This is a genomic window from Microbacterium sp. CIAB417 (assembly GCF_022788845.1).
Genome location: NZ_JAHZUT010000001.1, coordinates 279,017 through 295,580 on the forward strand (window position 1 = coordinate 279,017; position 16,564 = coordinate 295,580).

Consider the following 16,564-nt stretch of genomic DNA (forward strand, 5'->3'; position numbering starts at 1 on the left):
AATCGCCGCGTGAGGAAAACGTTACGCGGCCGTAACCACGGCTCTTGCCTGGCGTGACAGGGTTTGTTAGGTTACTGTCCTAACAAACCCCTCCTCGGGGTTCTCAAGGATGAGCAGCACCCCTCAAGCAATGCAGCACCGAGAGGAAAGGCAACACATGTTCCGCACTGGAAAGCGCCGTGTCGCGATCACGGCGATGGCGGGGGCATCCGTCCTCGCACTGGGCCTCACCGCCTGCACCGGCGGTGGCGGGGAGACGGGCGACGGCGGCGACGCCGAAGACGTCACCCTCCGCGTCTGGGCCGGCAGCCAGACGCCCATCGAGGCGAACTTCAACCCGTTCGCGCCGACCGTGCTCCACGGTGCGCTCGGCCCGATCCTCGAGCCGCTGTTCTTCTTCAACAAGACGGCGGACGAGCCCGCGACCGGCATGATCGGCGAATCGTACGAGTTCAACGAGGACGGCACGGTCATCACCGTGAAGATCAAGCCGGACCTGAAGTGGAGCGACGGCGAGCCGCTGACCGCCGAGGACGTCGCGTTCACCTTCACCTACGAGGGGAACAACCCCGACGGGCAGGGCCTGGACTCCGCCGAGCCGCAGGACGACACCACCGTGGTGCTGACCTACGCCACGCCGCAGTTCACGTCCGAGTGGCAGCGCATGGGCGGCACCTGGATTCTTCCGGAGCACGTCTGGAGCGAGGTCGACGACTTCGCCACGTTCACGAACGAGGAGCCCGTCGGCTCCGGCGCCTACGTCGTGGACAGCGTCACGAGCGAGTCCTATGTCCTGGTCGCGAACGAGAACTATCGCGGCGCCGACGACCTCGGCGTCGGAACCGTGCAGTACATCGCCGTCGACAACAACCAGGCCGCGCAGGACCTCCTCGCCGCAGGCGAGCTGGACTGGGCCGGCATGTTCATCCCCAACCCGGACTCGGTCACGGGCAACGGGAAGATCGACTGGATCAACACGCCTCAGGACCCCACCGTCCTCTACACGTGCGCGAACGCCGACCTCGGCTGCACGGGCGAGCAGACCGACGTGGCCGTCCGTCAGGCGCTGAACGTCGCGGTCGACCGCGCCACGATCAAGGAGAAGGCGTTCGTGGGTCTCACGGGAGACATCTCGCCGACCTACGCACTGCTCCCGCGTGATGAGAAGTGGGTGGCCGACCCGGCGAACGCCGTGAGCCCGCAGGACCCCGACGCGGCCGAGGCCGGGTCCATCCTCGAGGCGGCCGGCTACACCAAGGACGGCGACGGCTTCTACGGCAAGGACGGCACCCCGATCGAGCTCGACCTGATCTCGGTGGACGGCTGGACCGACTACAACGACGCCGCGAAGCTGATCGCCGAGCAGGCGGCCGCCGCCGGCATCAAGATCAACGTCGGCACGGTGCAGTGGCAGGAGTTCTCGGACGCCCGCCAGACCGGTCAGTACGAGCTGATCGTGGGAGGCATGGTGGGGACGTCGGTCGCCGACCCGTTCCAGATCTACCGCGACTGGCTCGGCGGGACCGAGATCCAGTCGACGGGCCCCGTCGGCGAGGAGGTCCCCGCCGGACGCTGGAACTTCAGCCGCTACAACAACCCGACCGTCGACGCCGCGATCGCCGCGGCCAACGCGACGAACGACGAGGCCGTCAAGAAGGAGCAGTACGCCACGATCCAGTCCGAGATCGTCCGCGACCTGCCCTACATCCCGCTGGTGATCAACGCCACCCAGACCTTCTACAACTCGGCGGAGTTCACGGGGTGGCCGACGGAGGAGGACCTGTACGCCTTCCCGCCGTCGTGGGGTTCCGTGTCGGCCGGATTCATCCTGCCGCAGCTGAAGCCCGTCGGTTGATCCCGAAATGACGCAGAGGAGCAGGAAGTCGAGGATCTGACATGAAGTACTATGCCCGCAGGATCGGGTTCTACATCATCACGCTGTGGGCCGCGATCTCCCTCAACTTCCTGCTCCCTCGTCTGATGCCCGGCGACCCCGCCGACATCATGATCGCCAAGCTGCAGCGCAACGGCGGCGAGGTCTCCGAGACCACCGTCCGCAACATCAAGCTGCTGCTCGGCTCCGACGACTCCTCGATGTGGGAGCAGTACCTCGGCTACTGGGGCCGGATGCTGCGCGGGGATCTGGGGATCTCCGTCACGAAGTATCCGACCCCGGTGGCCGAGCTGATCGGCCAGGCGCTGCCGTGGACGCTGATCCTCGTCGGCGTCGCCACGATCATCTCCTTCGTGCTCGGCATCGTCCTGGGCGCGTGGGTCGGCTGGAAGCGCGGAACCTGGGTCGATCACCTGATCCCGGCGACCACGATCCTCCAGTCCATCCCCTACTTCTGGCTCGCCCTCGTGCTGGTGTCGGTGTTCGCGGTCGGACTCGGCCTGTTCCCCATCATCGGCGGGTACAGCGTGTTCGACTTCCCCAAGGGCCCGGAATGGAGCTGGGCGTTCTTCGCGGATGCCGTGTGGCACGCCATCCTCCCGGCCACGACGATCGTCATCAGCTCGGTCGGCGGCTGGCTGTTCGGCATGCGCAACATGATGGTCTCCACGCTCGCCGAGGACTACGTGACCACGGCCGAGGCGAAGGGACTTCGGCCGCGCCGGATCCTCACCATGTACGCGTCGCGCAACGCGGCGATCCCTTCGATCGCCGGTTTCGCCATCACGCTCGGCTTCGTCGTGGCGGGATCGATCGTCATGGAGCAGGTGTTCACCTATCCGGGCATCGGCAAGCTCATGTTCCAGGCGGTGCAGAACAGCGACTACGCGCTCATGCAGGGCGTCTTCCTCGTGATCACCCTGACCGTTCTCGCCGCGAACTTCATCATGGACCTCGTCTACGGCTACATCGACCCGAGGGCACGCCACAATGTCTGAGACCATCACCAAGCCCACCGCCGCACCGCCGGACACCGTCGCCCTGGTCACGCAGAAGCCTGCCAGGGGAGGCTGGCGGGCCATGCTGCCGACCATGTCGGCGAAGCTCATCACCGGCATCGTCATCGTCGTCGCGATCGTGCTGTTCGGGATCATCGGACCGTTCGTCACGCAGGATCCTCGCTTCTCCGGAAACGACGCGCTGCAGCCGCCGAACTCCGAGCACCTGCTCGGAACGACGAAGCTCGGTTACGACGTGCTGGCCCAGCTCGCGTACGGAACGCAGGGGTCGCTGCTGGTCGGAATCGTGGCCGGTCTCATCGCCATCGTGCTCTCCCTGCTGTTCGGTGTGCTCGCCGGATACGTCGGCGGGTGGCGGGACGAGACGCTGTCGCTGGTGACCAACATCGCCCTCGTGATCCCTGGGCTCCCGCTGGCCATGGTCATCGCGACGTACTTCAACACCCGCAGCTGGCTGCTCGTGGCCTTCGTGCTCGGCATCACCTCCTGGGCGGGGGCCGCCGTCGTGCTGCGCACGCAGGCGCGATCGCTGCGCAGCCGGGACTACGTCTACGCCGCGAAGGTGGCGGGGGAGAAGTCCTTCCGCGTCATCCTCGTGGAGATCCTGCCGAACCTGCTCCCGCTGCTGGCCGCGCAGTTCCTGTTCGCGATCATCTTCGCCATCCTGGGCGAGGCGGGCCTGTCCTACCTGGGTCTCGGCGCGACCGACTCCATCACGTGGGGGACCATCCTCAACGACGCGCAGTCCGGTCAGGCGCTCGGCACGGGAGCGTGGTGGTGGTTCATCCCGCCCGGCATCCTGATCGCGCTCCTGGGCTGCGGACTGTCGCTCATCAACTTCGCGATCGACGAGATCATCAACCCGAAGCTGCGGGTCGCCCCCGAGGCCGCGCGCCGCGTGCGCAAGGCCGCGAAGACGAAGGGAGTGGGCGCATGACCGCCTCCGAACCCGTTCTCACCGCCCGCGGCGTCTCGATCGAGTACGAGGTCGATCCGCCCGTCAAGGCCGTGCGCGACGTCTCGCTCACTCTTCACCGCGGTGAGATCCTGGGCCTCGCCGGCGAGTCCGGCTGCGGCAAGACGACGCTCGCCTACGGCCTCAACCGGCTGCTCAAGGCGCCGGCGCTGATGACCGGCGGCGAGATCGTCTTCCACGACAGGGACGGCGACGACATCGACATCGTCGGGCTCGAGGACGAGGGCCTGCGCGCGTTCCGGTGGGACAAGATCTCCATGGTGTTCCAGGGGGCGATGAACTCCCTCAACCCGGTCATCAGTGTGAAGGCGCAGATCTTCGACGTCTTCGACACGCATCGTCCCGGCATGAGCCGCCGCGCCAAGACCGAACGCGCGGAGGAGCTGCTCCGGCTCGTGGGGGTGGATCCCTCCCGGCTGACGAGCTTCCCGCACGAGCTGTCCGGAGGAATGCGCCAGCGCGTGATGATCGCGATGGCGCTGGCGCTGGATCCGCAGGTCATGATCATGGACGAGCCGACCACCGCCCTGGACGTGGTCGTGCAGCGCGGGATCATCCGCGAGATCATGCGTCTTCGGGAGAAGCTCGGCTTCGCGGTCATCTTCATCACCCACGACCTGCCGATGCTCCTGGAGATCAGCGACCGGATCGCGGTGATGCTGCAGGGCGAGATCGTCGAACAGGGCACCGCGGAGGAGATCTACCGGACCCCGCAGCACGAGTACACCCGGAAGCTGCTCTCCAGCTTCCCGAGCCTGCGCGGAGAGCGCGGCGGCTTCGTCCGCAGCGGCGACGCCGCACACGCGGGGGCGGCCGCGGCATCCGTCAAGGAGGACGTCCGATGAGCACTCTGGAAGCACGCCACCTCGTCAAGGACTTCCGCCTGCGTTCGGGGCTCAAGTCCACGACGCTGCACGCGGTCAAGGACGTCTCGTTCACTCTGGAGGCGGGCAAGACGATCGCGCTCGTGGGCGAGTCCGGCAGCGGGAAGTCGACCATCGCCCGGATGCTGATGAAGCTGGAGACGCCGACGTCGGGGGAGATCCTGCTGGACGGCGCTCCCAGCGGGAGATCCGGATCCGCGCTGGCGCGCTACCGGTCGGACGTGCAGATGGTGTTCCAGGACCCGTTCGCGTCGCTCAACCCGTTCCACACGATCATCCATCACCTCGAGCGGCCCCTGCGCATCCACCACCCGAAGCTCTCCCGCGGCGAGGTGCGCGAGAAGGCCCTCGATCTGCTCGAGCGGGTGCGGCTGTCGCCGGCCGAGAGCTTCGCGGAGCGGCGTCCGCACGAGTTGTCCGGCGGACAGCGGCAGCGCGTCGCCATCGCCAGGGCGCTTGCGCCGGGCGCACGGTTCATCGTCGCCGACGAGCCGGTCTCGATGCTCGACGTGTCGATCCGTCTCGGCGTCCTGAACCTGCTCGCCGACCTGCAGCGCGAGGAGAACCTCGGCGTGCTCTACATCACGCACGATCTCGCCACGGCACGCCACTTCAGCGACGAGATCCTCGTGATGTACCGGGGAGACATCGTCGAGCGCGGGCCGGCGGACGCGGTCATCCTCGACCCGCAGCACGACTACACGAAGACCCTGTTGGGCGCGGCGCCCGACCCGGAGAACATGGGCCGGCTGCGCGACGAGGTGCGCGCGGAGCTCGCGGGGAGGCCGTAAGCTGGTCGCACAACTGAAGACGGCCCCACGACCCGTGCGGGAGAGCCCCGGTGATTCCGGCCGGGCACCGAAGGAGCAAGCCTCCCCGCCAATCTCTCAGGTACGCGTACCGCGCCGGTCGGGCCACTCTGGAAAGCGATGCCCGCGCATCCGCCGACGGTGAAAGCCCCATCGGGGTGAAACTCTCAGGCCCATGACAGAGGGGGAGTTCTCGGATACCGTGCATTCCGTACGGCATCCATCCGTCCGATCCGGGAGAACTCCGTGGCCCGCTTCACACCTCTGCGCGAGCGACATGAGTCGCTGGGCGCGTCCTTCACCGACTTCGGCGGCTGGCAGATGCCGGTGCGCTACACGTCGGACCTCGCCGAGCATCATGCCGTGCGCCGGGCCGCGGGTCTGTTCGACATCTCGCACATGGCCGAGTTCACCGTCGACGGTCCGGATGCCGCGGCCTACCTCGATCACGCGCTGGCCGGTCGGATCTCCGCCGTGGCCGTCGGCCGGGCGAAGTACTCGCTCGTGCTGGCCGAGTCCGGCGGCATCGTCGACGACGTCATCGTCTACCGGCTCGGCAAGGAGAGCTTCCTGATCATCTCCAACGCCGGGAACCGGGATGCCGTGGCGCACGCGCTCCAGGAGCGGACGCGTTTCGACTCGCCTGCGGCTCGCTCAACGAGCGAGGGGGGTGCGGACCGTTCGACGAGCGAAGGGGGTGCGGACCGTTCGACGAGCGAAGGGGGTGCGGACCGTTCGACGAGCGAAGGGGGTGCGGACCGTTCGACGAGCGAAGGGGGCGTCACGGTCGTCGACGTCTCCGACGACTACGCGCTGCTGGCCGTGCAGGGCCCGGCCGCCGAGACGATCCTCGCCGAGACGGACGGCATCACGGAGGTCTCGATCCCGTGGGCGGAACAGCGCTACTACGCCTGGGCGTCGGCCCGCTTCCGCGGCGAGCCGCTGCTGATCGCGCGCACCGGGTACACCGGCGAGGACGGCTTCGAGCTGCTCGTGCGCGCCGCCGACGCGACCGCCCTGTGGGATGCGGTGCTCGCGGCGGGGGAGCCGCACGGTCTCGTTCCCGCCGGTCTCGCGGCACGGGACACGCTCCGTCTCGAGGCGGGCATGCCGCTGTACGGCCACGAGCTGACGCTGGACACCAAGCCGGCGCAGGCGGGGCTGGGACGCGTCGTCGCCGCCGACAAGGACGATTTCGTGGGCAGGGACGCGGTGCAGCCGGCATCCGACGCGCGAGTCCTGGTCGGCCTCGCCGCTGAGGGCCGTCGAGCCGGCCGTTCGGGCTACGCCGTCGTGTCGGAGGACGGTTCCGTCGTCGGCGAGATCACCAGCGGTGCGCTCAGCCCGACGCTCGGACACCCGATCGCCATGGCCTACATCGACCCGGCGGCGCGCGAGCAGCCGCTCTTCCTGGACGTGCGGGGGACGAGGATCCCCGCGACCCTGACCGACATGCCTTTCTACCGGAGGACGAGATGACCGACCTGACAACCCTGAAGTACAGCGAAGAGCACGAGTGGGTCGCCGTCGACGGCGACACGGCGACGGTCGGCATCACCGACTTCGCCGCGGACGCCCTCGGCGACATCGTCTTCGTGGAGCTGCCCGCCGTGGGCACCGAGCTCACCCGGGGCGCCGTCTTCGGCGAGGCCGAGTCGACGAAGTCGGTCTCCGAGCTCTATGCGCCGGTCGCAGGAACCGTGACCGAGGTCAACCAGGCCGTGGTCGACGACCCGGCCCTGGTGAACTCCTCGCCGTTCGAGGACGCGTGGCTGATCAAGGTCGCCGTCGCCGATGGCGCGCTCGACGGCCTGCTGGATCGCGACGCCTACGTCGCCATCACGGAGGGCTGATGGTCTCCTTCGCCGACCGTCACATCGGGACGACCTCCGACGCGCAGCGGCAGATGCTCGACGCCCTCGGGGTCGCGGATGCCGAGGCCTCCGTCGACGAGCTGATGCGCCAGGCCGTCCCGGCATCCATCTTCACCGCCGCAGGGGAGTCCGCCATCCCGAGCGCCGCTACCGAGGCCGAGGCGCTCGCGGAACTGCGCGCCCTCGCCGCGCGCAACACGGTCAGCACGCCCATGATCGGCCTGGGGTACTACGGCACGATCACTCCGAGCGTGATCCAGCGCAACGTCCTGGAGAACCCGTCCTGGTACACGGCGTACACGCCCTATCAGCCGGAGATCTCGCAGGGGCGCCTCGAGGCGCTCATCAACTTCCAGACCATGGTGGCCGACCTGACCGGGCTGTCCACCGCGAACGCCTCCATGCTCGACGAGTCGACGGCGGTCGCGGAGGGCATGCTGCTCGCACGCCGCGCGTCCAAGGCCGCCTCGAACGTCTTCGTGGTCGACTCCGGAGCGTTCCCGCAGACCAAGGCCCTGCTGGCGACCAGAGCGGATGCCGTGGGCGTCGAGCTCGTCGAGCGCGACCTCGCGGCCGGCGAGGCGCTGCCCGAGGAGCTGTTCGGCGTCTTCGTGCAGTATCCGGCTGCCTCGGGCCTCGTGTGGGACCCCACGGCGGTCATCGACGCGACGCATGTCGCCGGGGGCCTGGCCGTGGTCGCGGCCGATCTCCTGGCCCTCACGCTGATCGCCTCTCCCGGCTCGCTGGGGGCCGATGTCGCCGTCGGGACGACGCAGCGCCTCGGCGTGCCGATGGGCTTCGGCGGTCCGCACGCCGGCTACATGGCCGTCCGCCAGGGGCTCGAACGTCAGCTTCCCGGCCGGCTCGTCGGCGTCTCGGTGGACGCCGACGGCAAGCCCGCCTACCGGCTGTCGCTGCAGACCCGCGAACAGCACATCCGTCGTGAGAAGGCGACGTCGAACATCTGCACCGCCCAGGTGCTGCTCGCCGTCATGGCGTCCATGTACGCGGTCTATCACGGACCCGACGGGCTGCGCGCGATCGCCTCGGAGACCGCGGCGAAGGCGTCGCTGCTGCGCGACTGGCTCGCCGACGCGGGCGTCGAGGTCCTGAACGACGCGTTCTTCGACACCGTGTCGGTGCGGGTGCCCGGCCGCGCGGCGGAGTACGCCGAGCAGGCACACCACGGCTACGGCATCCTGTTCCATGTGGCGGACGCCGACACCCTCGGCATCTCGGTGGACGAGACGACCACGCTGGGCGAGCTGCACCAGGTGGCCATGGTGTTCGGAGGCAAGCAGGAGCGCGCGCTCGGCTTCCTCGGCACCGGCGCGAAGGACGCGCTGCCGGCGGAGCTGCGGCGCCGGGACGAGTACCTGACGCATCCGGTGTTCCACGTGCACCGCTCCGAGACCGCCATGATGCGGTATCTGAAGAGCCTCGCGGACCGCGACTACGCGCTCGATCGCGGCATGATCCCGTTGGGGTCGTGCACCATGAAGCTGAACGCCGCGACCGAGATGGCGGCCATCACCTGGCCCGAGTTCGCGGGGATCCACCCCTTCGCGCCGGCATCCGACGTCGCCGGGTATCTCGAACTCGTCGACCAGCTCGAGGGCTGGCTCGCCGAGGTCACCGGTTACGACGCGGTCTCCCTGCAGCCGAACGCCGGCTCGCAGGGCGAGCTGGCCGGGCTCCTCGCGATCCGCGGATACCACCGCGCGAACGGAGACGACCAGCGCACAGTGTGCCTGATCCCGTCCTCGGCGCACGGCACGAACGCCGCCTCGGCGGTCCTCGCCGGTATGAGGGTCGTGGTGGTCGCGTGCGACGAGCTCGGCAACGTCGACCTGGACGACCTGCGCGCCAAGATCGCCGTGCACGCCGACGAGCTGTCCGCCCTCATGATCACCTACCCGTCCACGCACGGCGTGTACGAGGAGGCTGTGGTCGAGATCACCTCCGCGGTGCACGAGGCCGGCGGCCAGGTGTACGTCGACGGGGCGAACCTCAACGCCCTGCTCGGTTTTGCGCGCTTCGGCGACCTCGGCGGCGACGTGTCGCATCTCAATCTGCACAAGACGTTCGCGATCCCGCACGGCGGCGGCGGCCCCGGTGTGGGACCGGTCGCGGCCAAGGCGCACCTCGCGCCCTTCCTGCCGTCGCACCCGCTCGAGCAGAAGGCCGCACATGCGGGCGGATTCGAGTTCGGCGGCGGTCCGGTCTCGGCGGCCCCGTACGGCTCGGCCGGCATCCTGCCGATCTCGTGGGCGTACGTGCGCATGATGGGATCCGCCGGTCTTCGCGACGCGACCGCCGCGGCCGTGCTGTCGGCGAACTACATCGCCGCGCGTCTGGGCGAGCACTATCCCGTGCTCTACACGGGCGAGAACGGCCGGGTCGCGCACGAGTGCATCCTCGACCTGCGTCCGCTCAAGGAGGCCACCGGGGTCACGGTCGACGACGTCGCCAAGCGCCTGATCGACTACGGCTTCCACGCGCCGACCATGTCGTTCCCGGTGCCGGGCACGCTCATGGTCGAGCCCACCGAGTCCGAGGACCTCGGCGAGATCGAGCGCTTCATCGAGGCCATGATCATGATCCGGTCGGAGGCGGATGCCGTGGCGTCGGGCCGCTGGCCGGCGGACGACAATCCGCTCGTGAACGCGCCGCACACCGCGGTTTCGCTGATCGCGGGGGAGTGGACGCACGCGTACACGCGTGAGGAGGCCGCGTATCCGGTTCCCGCGCTCGTGGCGGGCAAGTACTGGCCCCCGGTGCGGCGCATCGACCAGGCCTACGGCGACCGCAATCTCGTGTGCGCCTGCCCTCCGGTGGAGGCGTTCGCCTGAGCTTCCGCCACCCTCCGAGATCCCGTCGCCGGCCCGTCCGGCGGCGGGATCCGTCTTTTCCGACCGTTCGTTCAGTAACAGTTCATTAACGGCGTCTCCCGGGGATGCACGCGCAGGCGCACGGGGGCTTAACCTCTGAGTATCACGACGCACTCGATGAGGAGTGCGCGCTTGTCGATGTCCATTGGAGGACACAAAGTGAAGCGAAACAGGAGCGCCCTCGCGGGCGCGGCGCTGCTGACCGCAGGCGCCATCGCACTGGCCGGATGCTCGTCTGGTGACGGGGGCGACGGGACCGGAGACGATGAAGGATCCGGCGCCTCGACGGGAATCGTCACGGTTCAGAACAACGAGCCGCAGAATCCGCTGATCCCCGCCGTCACCAACGAGGTCGGCGGTGGCCTGGTGCTGCAGAACATCTTCGCAGGCCTGGTGTACTACGAAGCCGACGGCGCCATGGCCATGGACATCGCCGAGTCCATCGAGTCCGAAGACAACAAGACCTGGACGATCACGATCAAGGAAGACCAGACGTTCAGTGACGGGACGCCCGTGACGTCTTCGTCGTTCGTCGACGCGTGGCAATATGCCGCTTCGGACGCGGAATTCGAGAACCAGTGGTGGTTCGCCAACTTCGCGGGTTACAACCCTGAGGGCGGGGAGGACACTCTCGCGCTCGAAGTCGTCAACGAGACGTCGTTCACGGTCGAACTCGCAGCCGCACAGTCCGACTTCCCCATCTCGTTGGGCTACCAGGTCTTCTCACCGCTGCCTGAATCGTTCTTCGAGGACCCGGAGGCGTTCGGACAGAACCCGATCGGCAACGGCCCGTACAAGCTCGATTCCTGGGAGCACGACCAGGTGATCTCCCTGGTTCCGAACGAGACCTACGACGGCCCGAGGGTGGCCCAGAACGGCGGGGTCGATCTCGTCGTCTACGCGACGCAGGAAGCGGCCTACTCCGACCTGCTCGGCGACAACCTCGACGTCATCAACCCGAACGTGCCTCCGTCGGCGCTCGCCACCTACAAGGATGATCTGGGCGACCGCGCCGTCGACCAGGGCGCCGCGATCTGGGAAGGCCTCACCATCCCCGCTCGACTGGAGCACTTCGGCAACGATGAGGAAGGGCTGCTGCGGCGTCAGGCGATCTCGTACGCGATCGACCGAGAGCAGATCACCGACGTCATCTTCGAAGGCACGAGGACCCCGGCCGTCGACTTCACCTCGCCGGTGATCGAAGGCTGGTCGGATTCGATCCCCGGATCCGAGGTCACGCATGCCGACGCCACCAAGGCGCAGGAACTCTGGGCGCAGGCTGACGCCATCTCGCCGTGGAGCGGGACGTTCACGATCGCTTACAACGCGGACGGCGGCCATCAGCCGTGGGTCGACGCCGTGGCGAACCAGCTGAAGAACACGCTCGGCATCGACGCGATCGGCCAGTCGTTCCCCGACCTCGCCACGCTGCGTGAGGAGATCTCGAATCGCACACTCGACGCGGCGACTCGCTCGGGCTGGCAGTTCGACTATCCGGGCGCTTACAACATCCTGGGTGCCCTCTTCATCACCGGAGCCGGGTCCAACGACGGCGACTACTCCAACGAGGAGTACGACTCGCTCGTGCAGCAGGGCGCGACGGCGCCGTCCGTCGAAGAGGGCAACGCTCTCTTCGCACAGGCGCAGGAGGTGCTGTTCCAAGACCTGCCGGTGCTGCCGCTCTGGTACCGCTCGACGAACGCCGGTTACTCGACGCTGGTCGAGAACGTCGAGTACGGCTGGGACAGCTGGCCGATCATCTACGCCATCACGAAGGAGTGATACTCGGATCCTGCTCGGGTCCGTGGTGCGAGGCGGTTGCGATTCGCCGCCTCGCACCACGGGGCGCGCGTGCCTGACATGACTGCCTACATCATCCGACGCCTCCTGCAGGCGATTCCCGTCTTCCTCGGGGCGACGTTCCTGATCTACTCGATGGTCTTCCTCCTGCCGGGGGACCCGATCCTCGCGTTGTTCGGCGACAAGACGCCGACGCCAGCGCAGTACGAGGCGCTTCAGGAGCGCTTCCACCTGAACGAGCCCTTCCTCCAGCGCTACCTGATCTACCTCGGCGACCTGTTCCAGGGCGACCTCGGCACGACGTTCCGTGGACAGAGCGTCAACGACATCCTTGCGAGGACCTTCCCGGTGACGCTGCGTCTCGCCCTGCTCGCAGTGCTCATCCAACTGGTGTTCGGTGTCGCGATCGGTCTGATCGCGGGGCTGCGCAAGAACGGGATCGTCGACCATGCCTCGATGCTGCTGAGCCTCGTGCTCATCTCCGTCCCCGTGTTCGTGCTGGCGTTCGTCGCGCAGTACTTCCTGGGCATCCAGCTCGGACTCTTCCGGCCGACCGTCGGGCCAGGGGCGCCCTGGAGCGATCTCATACTTCCGGCCATCGTGCTCGCAGCGTTGAACTTCGCCTACGTCATCCGACTGACCCGGGCATCCGTGATCGAGACGCGACAGCAGGACTTCGTTCGGATGGCCTACGGCAAGGGCCTCTCCACCAGCCGCGTCATCCCGGTGCATGTGCTGCGCAACTCGCTCATCCCCGTCACGACCAACCTCGCCGCCGATTTCGGCATCCTGATCGTCGGAGCGACCGTGACAGAAGGCATCTTCAACGTCCCGGGCGTCGGCAACGAGCTGTTCGAGGCGATCAATCGCCACGACGGACCGGAGATCGTCTCGATCGTCACGATCCTCGTGGTGATCTACGTACTCGTCAACCTGCTGATCGACCTGCTCTACGGCGTGCTCGACCCGAGGATCCGCTATGCCAGATAACCTTCGAACCCACCGCATGCCGCATTTCGTGGCCGACATCGATGAAGAGGGCATCGGCGCCGTCGACGCCGTGCGCGTCAGCGCACGCAAGAGCAACCTCTGGCTCGACGCGTGGCGCGATCTCCGCGGGCGCTGGATGTTCTGGGTCGCCGGGTTCGTCGTCGTGGCGCTGACGATCATCGCGATCTTCCCCGGCCTGTTCGTCCAGATCTCGCCGACCGCGTGCAATCTGGACGATTCGAACGATCCCCCGACCGCAGGACACCCGATGGGGTTCGATTTCCAGGGGTGCGACGTGTACTCGCGTGTGATCCATGGCACGACCACCTCCCTCAGCGTCGGGGTCATCGTGACGGTGATCATCGCGGTGCTCGGCATCGTGATCGGCGCCTTCGCCGGCTTCTTCGGCGGATGGGTCGATTCGCTTCTGATGCGCATCAGCGACATGTTCTTCGCGATCCCGTACATTCTCGCTGCGGTCGTGATCATGTCGATGTTCCTGGACAACCGCAACATCCTGGTGATCTCGCTCGCGATCGGATTCTTCGCATGGCCGGCCACCGCACGAATCCTCAGATCCGAGATCCTGCGCGTGCGGTCCAACGACTTCGTGCTGGCGTCCGAAGCGCTCGGAGTGTCCCGCGTGCGCACCATGTTCACGCACGTGCTCCCGAATTCGATCGCCCCGGTGATCGTGGTGAGCACGGTCGGGCTGGCGGCGGCCATCACCGCTGAGGCGACGCTGTCGTTCCTGGGGGTCGGCCTGCCCGGGAACATCGTCTCCTGGGGTACGGACATCTCGAAGGCGCAGATCCGTCTGCGCACCGATCCGCTGCCGCTGATCTATCCGTCCATCGCGCTGTCGCTCACCGTGCTGTCCTTCATCATGCTCGGTGAGACGGTCCGAGACGCGCTCGATCCGAAGGCGAGGGCACTGCGATGAGCCGCAACGAGCTGGAAGGACCGCTGCTGGCGGTCGAGAACCTGGAAGTCGCGTTCAAGACCCAGGACGGCTACGTGCCCGCAGTTCGCGGAGTCAGTTTCGACATCTACCCCGGCGAGACGATGGCGATCGTGGGCGAGTCGGGTTCCGGCAAGTCGACCACGGCGCACGCGCTCATCAATCTGCTTCCCGGCAGCGGGAGAATCACCGGCGGGTCGGTGCAGCTGCAGGGTCAGGAGCTCACGACCTTGGGCCGGTCCGGGATGGAGGATGTCCGCGGCAAACGGATCGGACTCGTGCCACAGGATCCGATGAACAGCCTCAACCCGGTTCACCGGATCGGTTTTCAGGTGCAGGAGACGATCTTCGCGAACGGACTGGCCACGAGCCGTCGAGCTGCGCGCAAGAAGGCGATCTCCGTGTTGAACGAAGCCGGTCTCGCCGATGCCGAGCGTCGGCTTCGGCAGTTCCCACATGAATTCTCCGGCGGTATGCGCCAGCGCGTGCTCATCGGAATCGGCCTGTCATCCGATCCCGAGCTCCTCATCGCGGACGAACCGACGAGCGCGCTCGACGTCACGGTGCAGAAACGAATCCTCGATCACCTCGCCATGCTCACCGCTGAGCGAAACACTGCGGTGCTGTTCATCACCCATGATCTCGGGCTCGCGGCTGAGCGGGCCGAGAACCTCCTCGTGATGCACCGCGGGCGCATCGTGGAGTCCGGGCCGGCGCTGGAGATCCTGCAGAATCCGCAGCATCCATACACGCAGCGTCTCGTGGCCGCGGCTCCGAGCCTGGCGTCCAAGCGGATCCAGACAGGGGTCGAGCCCGCGACCGCCGCGTTGCCCGCAGATCTGGATCTCGCCGCTCTGGCTCCGGCAACGGGACAGCAGGTCGATGTTTCGACGGCGATCGAGTTCGTCGACGTGACCAAGGTCTACCGGATCCGGGGGACCGGCTTCCGATCCCAGCCGTTCACAGCGGTCGACGGGATCTCCCTCAGCGTGCCCAAAGGCTCCACTATGGCCATCGTCGGGGAATCCGGCTCGGGGAAGTCGACCGCGGCGAAGCTGTTGCTGCGGCTCGAGCCGAAGACGTCCGGGACGATTCGCGTCAACGGTCGCGACATCGACGCTCTCGGCCGAGCCGAGCTGCAGGCGTTGCGGCGCCAGATGCAGCCGGTGTTCCAGGACCCGTACGGGTCGCTCGATCCGTTGCACAACATCGGCAACACGGTTGCCGAGCCCTTGCGCGTGCACGGCGTCGGGGATTCGACATCGCGGCGCGCACGCGTACTCGAAGTGCTCGATCAGGTCGCGCTTCCAGCCAGCATCGTCGACCGTTACCCGAACGAGCTATCCGGAGGACAACGTCAACGCGTCGCGATCGCGCGGGCACTGGCGCTCAAGCCGGAGATCGTCGTGCTCGATGAGGCAGTCTCCGCGCTCGACGTCCTGGTGCAGGCGCAGGTGCTCGAGCTGCTCGCCCAGCTGCAGGCGGATCTCGACCTCACCTACCTGTTCATCACGCACGATCTCGCCGTCGTGCGTGTGATCGCCGACCGTGTCTGCGTGATGGAGCAGGGGCGGATCGTCGAACACGGCTCGGTGGACGAGATCTTCGCGAATCCTCGTCAGGAATACACGCAGCGGCTGCTCGACGCCATTCCGGGTGCGGCGATCACGCTGGGACAGGGGGCCGGCTGATCAGCCCGGCAGGCCGAACACCGCCGGCCACGTCGCCGCCGCCCAGGGGTAGCCGACGAAGACCGCCGCATCGATGAGGAAGTGCGCGACGAGGAACGGCAGCAGCCGGCCCGAGCGAGCGAACAGCCAGCCGAACAGCAGGCCCATGGCCAGGTTGCCGAGGAAGGCGCCCGGCCCCTGATAGAGGTGATAGGTCGCACGCAGGAGGCTCGTCGCGATGATGATCGGCCACGGACCCCAGCCCAGCTGCTTCAGCCGCGCGAACAGGTATCCGAGGACGACGAATTCCTCCTGGATCGACGCCCGCGCGGCCGAGAGCAGCAGGATCGGCACGGTCCACCAGTGCGCGTCCAGCCCGGCCGGGTCCACGGCCACGAACATCCCCAGCATCCGTCCGGTGGCGTAGAGGGCGAGACCCGGGATGCCGATCGCCAGCACGAGCAGGATGCCGCGCCCCACGTCGCCCCGGATGCGACGACCGTCCAGGCCGAGCCTCGCCAGGTGGGGACGCGAGCTCTGCCAGAGCAGGAAGCACACCAGCAGCACCGGAACCAGCGAGAACGCGATCGAGAGCACCTGGTAGACGAAGTCGAAGATCTCGCGGTCGCTGCGGGAGGGGTTCAGCGTCGCGGTCTGGTCGGCCAGGGGGACGGAATCGGTCAGGCGGTACGCCAGTTGTACGATCGCGTACACGGCCGACTGCCCGAGCCCCAGCGCCAGCACGATCGCGATCTCCCACCGCAGTCGCGCACGGGATGCCGGGGGAGTCGTCACC

At 67.5% G+C, this 16,564-nt stretch carries 13 protein-coding genes and 1 riboswitch; of the genes, 12 read left to right on the forward strand and 1 reads right to left on the reverse strand.

Annotated features, from left to right (window positions below; all coding sequences use genetic code 11):
* Positions 1-157: 157 nt before the first annotated feature.
* The 12 genes from KYX17_RS01440 to KYX17_RS01495 all read left to right on the forward strand — a co-directional run bounded on the left by KYX17_RS01440 (position 158) and on the right by KYX17_RS01495 (position 15,789).
* The gene (locus tag KYX17_RS01440) at positions 158-1,855 is read left to right on the forward strand and encodes an ABC transporter substrate-binding protein (RefSeq protein WP_243224759.1); all 1,698 of its coding nucleotides are present in this window, start codon (positions 158-160) and stop codon (positions 1,853-1,855) included.
* A gap of 41 nt (positions 1,856-1,896) precedes the next feature.
* Positions 1,897-2,892 (forward strand): ABC transporter permease, encoded by a 996-nt coding sequence (locus tag KYX17_RS01445; RefSeq protein WP_243224760.1) that lies wholly within the window; start codon positions 1,897-1,899, stop codon positions 2,890-2,892.
* Entirely contained in the window at positions 2,885-3,850 is a 966-nt protein-coding gene (locus KYX17_RS01450; protein WP_243224761.1) for an ABC transporter permease, read from the forward strand. The genes KYX17_RS01445 and KYX17_RS01450 overlap by 8 nt, the downstream gene beginning before the upstream one ends.
* Entirely contained in the window at positions 3,847-4,734 is an 888-nt protein-coding gene (locus KYX17_RS01455; protein WP_243224762.1) for an ABC transporter ATP-binding protein, read from the forward strand. Before KYX17_RS01450 ends, KYX17_RS01455 begins: the two co-directional genes overlap by 4 nt.
* Positions 4,731-5,564, forward strand: coding sequence for an ATP-binding cassette domain-containing protein (locus KYX17_RS01460; protein ID WP_243224763.1), 834 nt, complete (start codon positions 4,731-4,733; stop codon positions 5,562-5,564). The genes KYX17_RS01455 and KYX17_RS01460 overlap by 4 nt, the downstream gene beginning before the upstream one ends.
* Positions 5,565-5,591: 27 nt before the next feature.
* A riboswitch (glycine riboswitch) is annotated at positions 5,592-5,686 on the forward strand.
* A 142-nt stretch (positions 5,687-5,828) separates the two neighbouring features.
* Positions 5,829-7,061: a glycine cleavage system aminomethyltransferase GcvT gene (locus KYX17_RS01465; protein ID WP_243224764.1), complete on the forward strand. Its 1,233-nt coding sequence runs from the start codon at positions 5,829-5,831 to the stop codon at positions 7,059-7,061.
* The gene (gene gcvH, locus KYX17_RS01470) at positions 7,058-7,435 is read left to right on the forward strand and encodes a glycine cleavage system protein GcvH (protein ID WP_243224765.1); all 378 of its coding nucleotides are present in this window, start codon (positions 7,058-7,060) and stop codon (positions 7,433-7,435) included. The genes KYX17_RS01465 and gcvH overlap by 4 nt, the downstream gene beginning before the upstream one ends.
* Positions 7,435-10,308, forward strand: coding sequence for an aminomethyl-transferring glycine dehydrogenase (gene gcvP / locus KYX17_RS01475; protein ID WP_243224766.1), 2,874 nt, complete (start codon positions 7,435-7,437; stop codon positions 10,306-10,308). The genes gcvH and gcvP overlap by 1 nt, the downstream gene beginning before the upstream one ends.
* A gap of 198 nt (positions 10,309-10,506) precedes the next feature.
* Positions 10,507-12,129, forward strand: coding sequence for an ABC transporter substrate-binding protein (locus tag KYX17_RS01480; RefSeq protein ID WP_243224767.1), 1,623 nt, complete (start codon positions 10,507-10,509; stop codon positions 12,127-12,129).
* 78 nt (positions 12,130-12,207) lie between these two features.
* Positions 12,208-13,137 (forward strand): ABC transporter permease, encoded by a 930-nt coding sequence (locus KYX17_RS01485; RefSeq protein WP_243226152.1) that lies wholly within the window; start codon positions 12,208-12,210, stop codon positions 13,135-13,137.
* A complete protein-coding gene (locus KYX17_RS01490) occupies positions 13,127-14,080 on the forward strand; it encodes an ABC transporter permease (protein WP_243224768.1) in 954 nt (317 codons plus the stop codon). Before KYX17_RS01485 ends, KYX17_RS01490 begins: the two co-directional genes overlap by 11 nt.
* Positions 14,077-15,789, forward strand: coding sequence for an ABC transporter ATP-binding protein (locus KYX17_RS01495; RefSeq protein ID WP_243224769.1), 1,713 nt, complete (start codon positions 14,077-14,079; stop codon positions 15,787-15,789). The genes KYX17_RS01490 and KYX17_RS01495 overlap by 4 nt, the downstream gene beginning before the upstream one ends.
* Here KYX17_RS01495 and KYX17_RS01500 read toward each other — a convergent pair whose 3' ends face one another.
* Entirely contained in the window at positions 15,790-16,563 is a 774-nt protein-coding gene (locus KYX17_RS01500; RefSeq protein WP_243224770.1) for a CPBP family intramembrane glutamic endopeptidase, read from the reverse strand. It abuts the gene before it with no gap.
* Position 16,564: the final 1 nt, after the last annotated feature.

Bases quoted from the DNA above. Each gene is read 5' to 3' on its own strand.
- KYX17_RS01485 (WP_243226152.1), top strand. From the start codon at position 12,208: ATGACTGCCTACATCATCCGACGCCTCCTGCAGGCGATTCCCGTCTTC.
- KYX17_RS01460 (WP_243224763.1), top strand. From the start codon at position 4,731: ATGAGCACTCTGGAAGCACGCCACCTCGTCAAGGACTTCCGCCTGCGT.
- KYX17_RS01450 (WP_243224761.1), top strand. From the start codon at position 2,885: ATGTCTGAGACCATCACCAAGCCCACCGCCGCACCGCCGGACACCGTC.
- KYX17_RS01445 (WP_243224760.1), top strand. From the start codon at position 1,897: ATGAAGTACTATGCCCGCAGGATCGGGTTCTACATCATCACGCTGTGG.
- gcvP (WP_243224766.1), top strand. From the start codon at position 7,435: ATGGTCTCCTTCGCCGACCGTCACATCGGGACGACCTCCGACGCGCAG.
- gcvH (WP_243224765.1), top strand. From the start codon at position 7,058: ATGACCGACCTGACAACCCTGAAGTACAGCGAAGAGCACGAGTGGGTC.
- KYX17_RS01440 (WP_243224759.1), top strand. From the start codon at position 158: ATGTTCCGCACTGGAAAGCGCCGTGTCGCGATCACGGCGATGGCGGGG.
- KYX17_RS01495 (WP_243224769.1), top strand. From the start codon at position 14,077: ATGAGCCGCAACGAGCTGGAAGGACCGCTGCTGGCGGTCGAGAACCTG.
- KYX17_RS01490 (WP_243224768.1), top strand. From the start codon at position 13,127: ATGCCAGATAACCTTCGAACCCACCGCATGCCGCATTTCGTGGCCGAC.
- KYX17_RS01455 (WP_243224762.1), top strand. From the start codon at position 3,847: ATGACCGCCTCCGAACCCGTTCTCACCGCCCGCGGCGTCTCGATCGAG.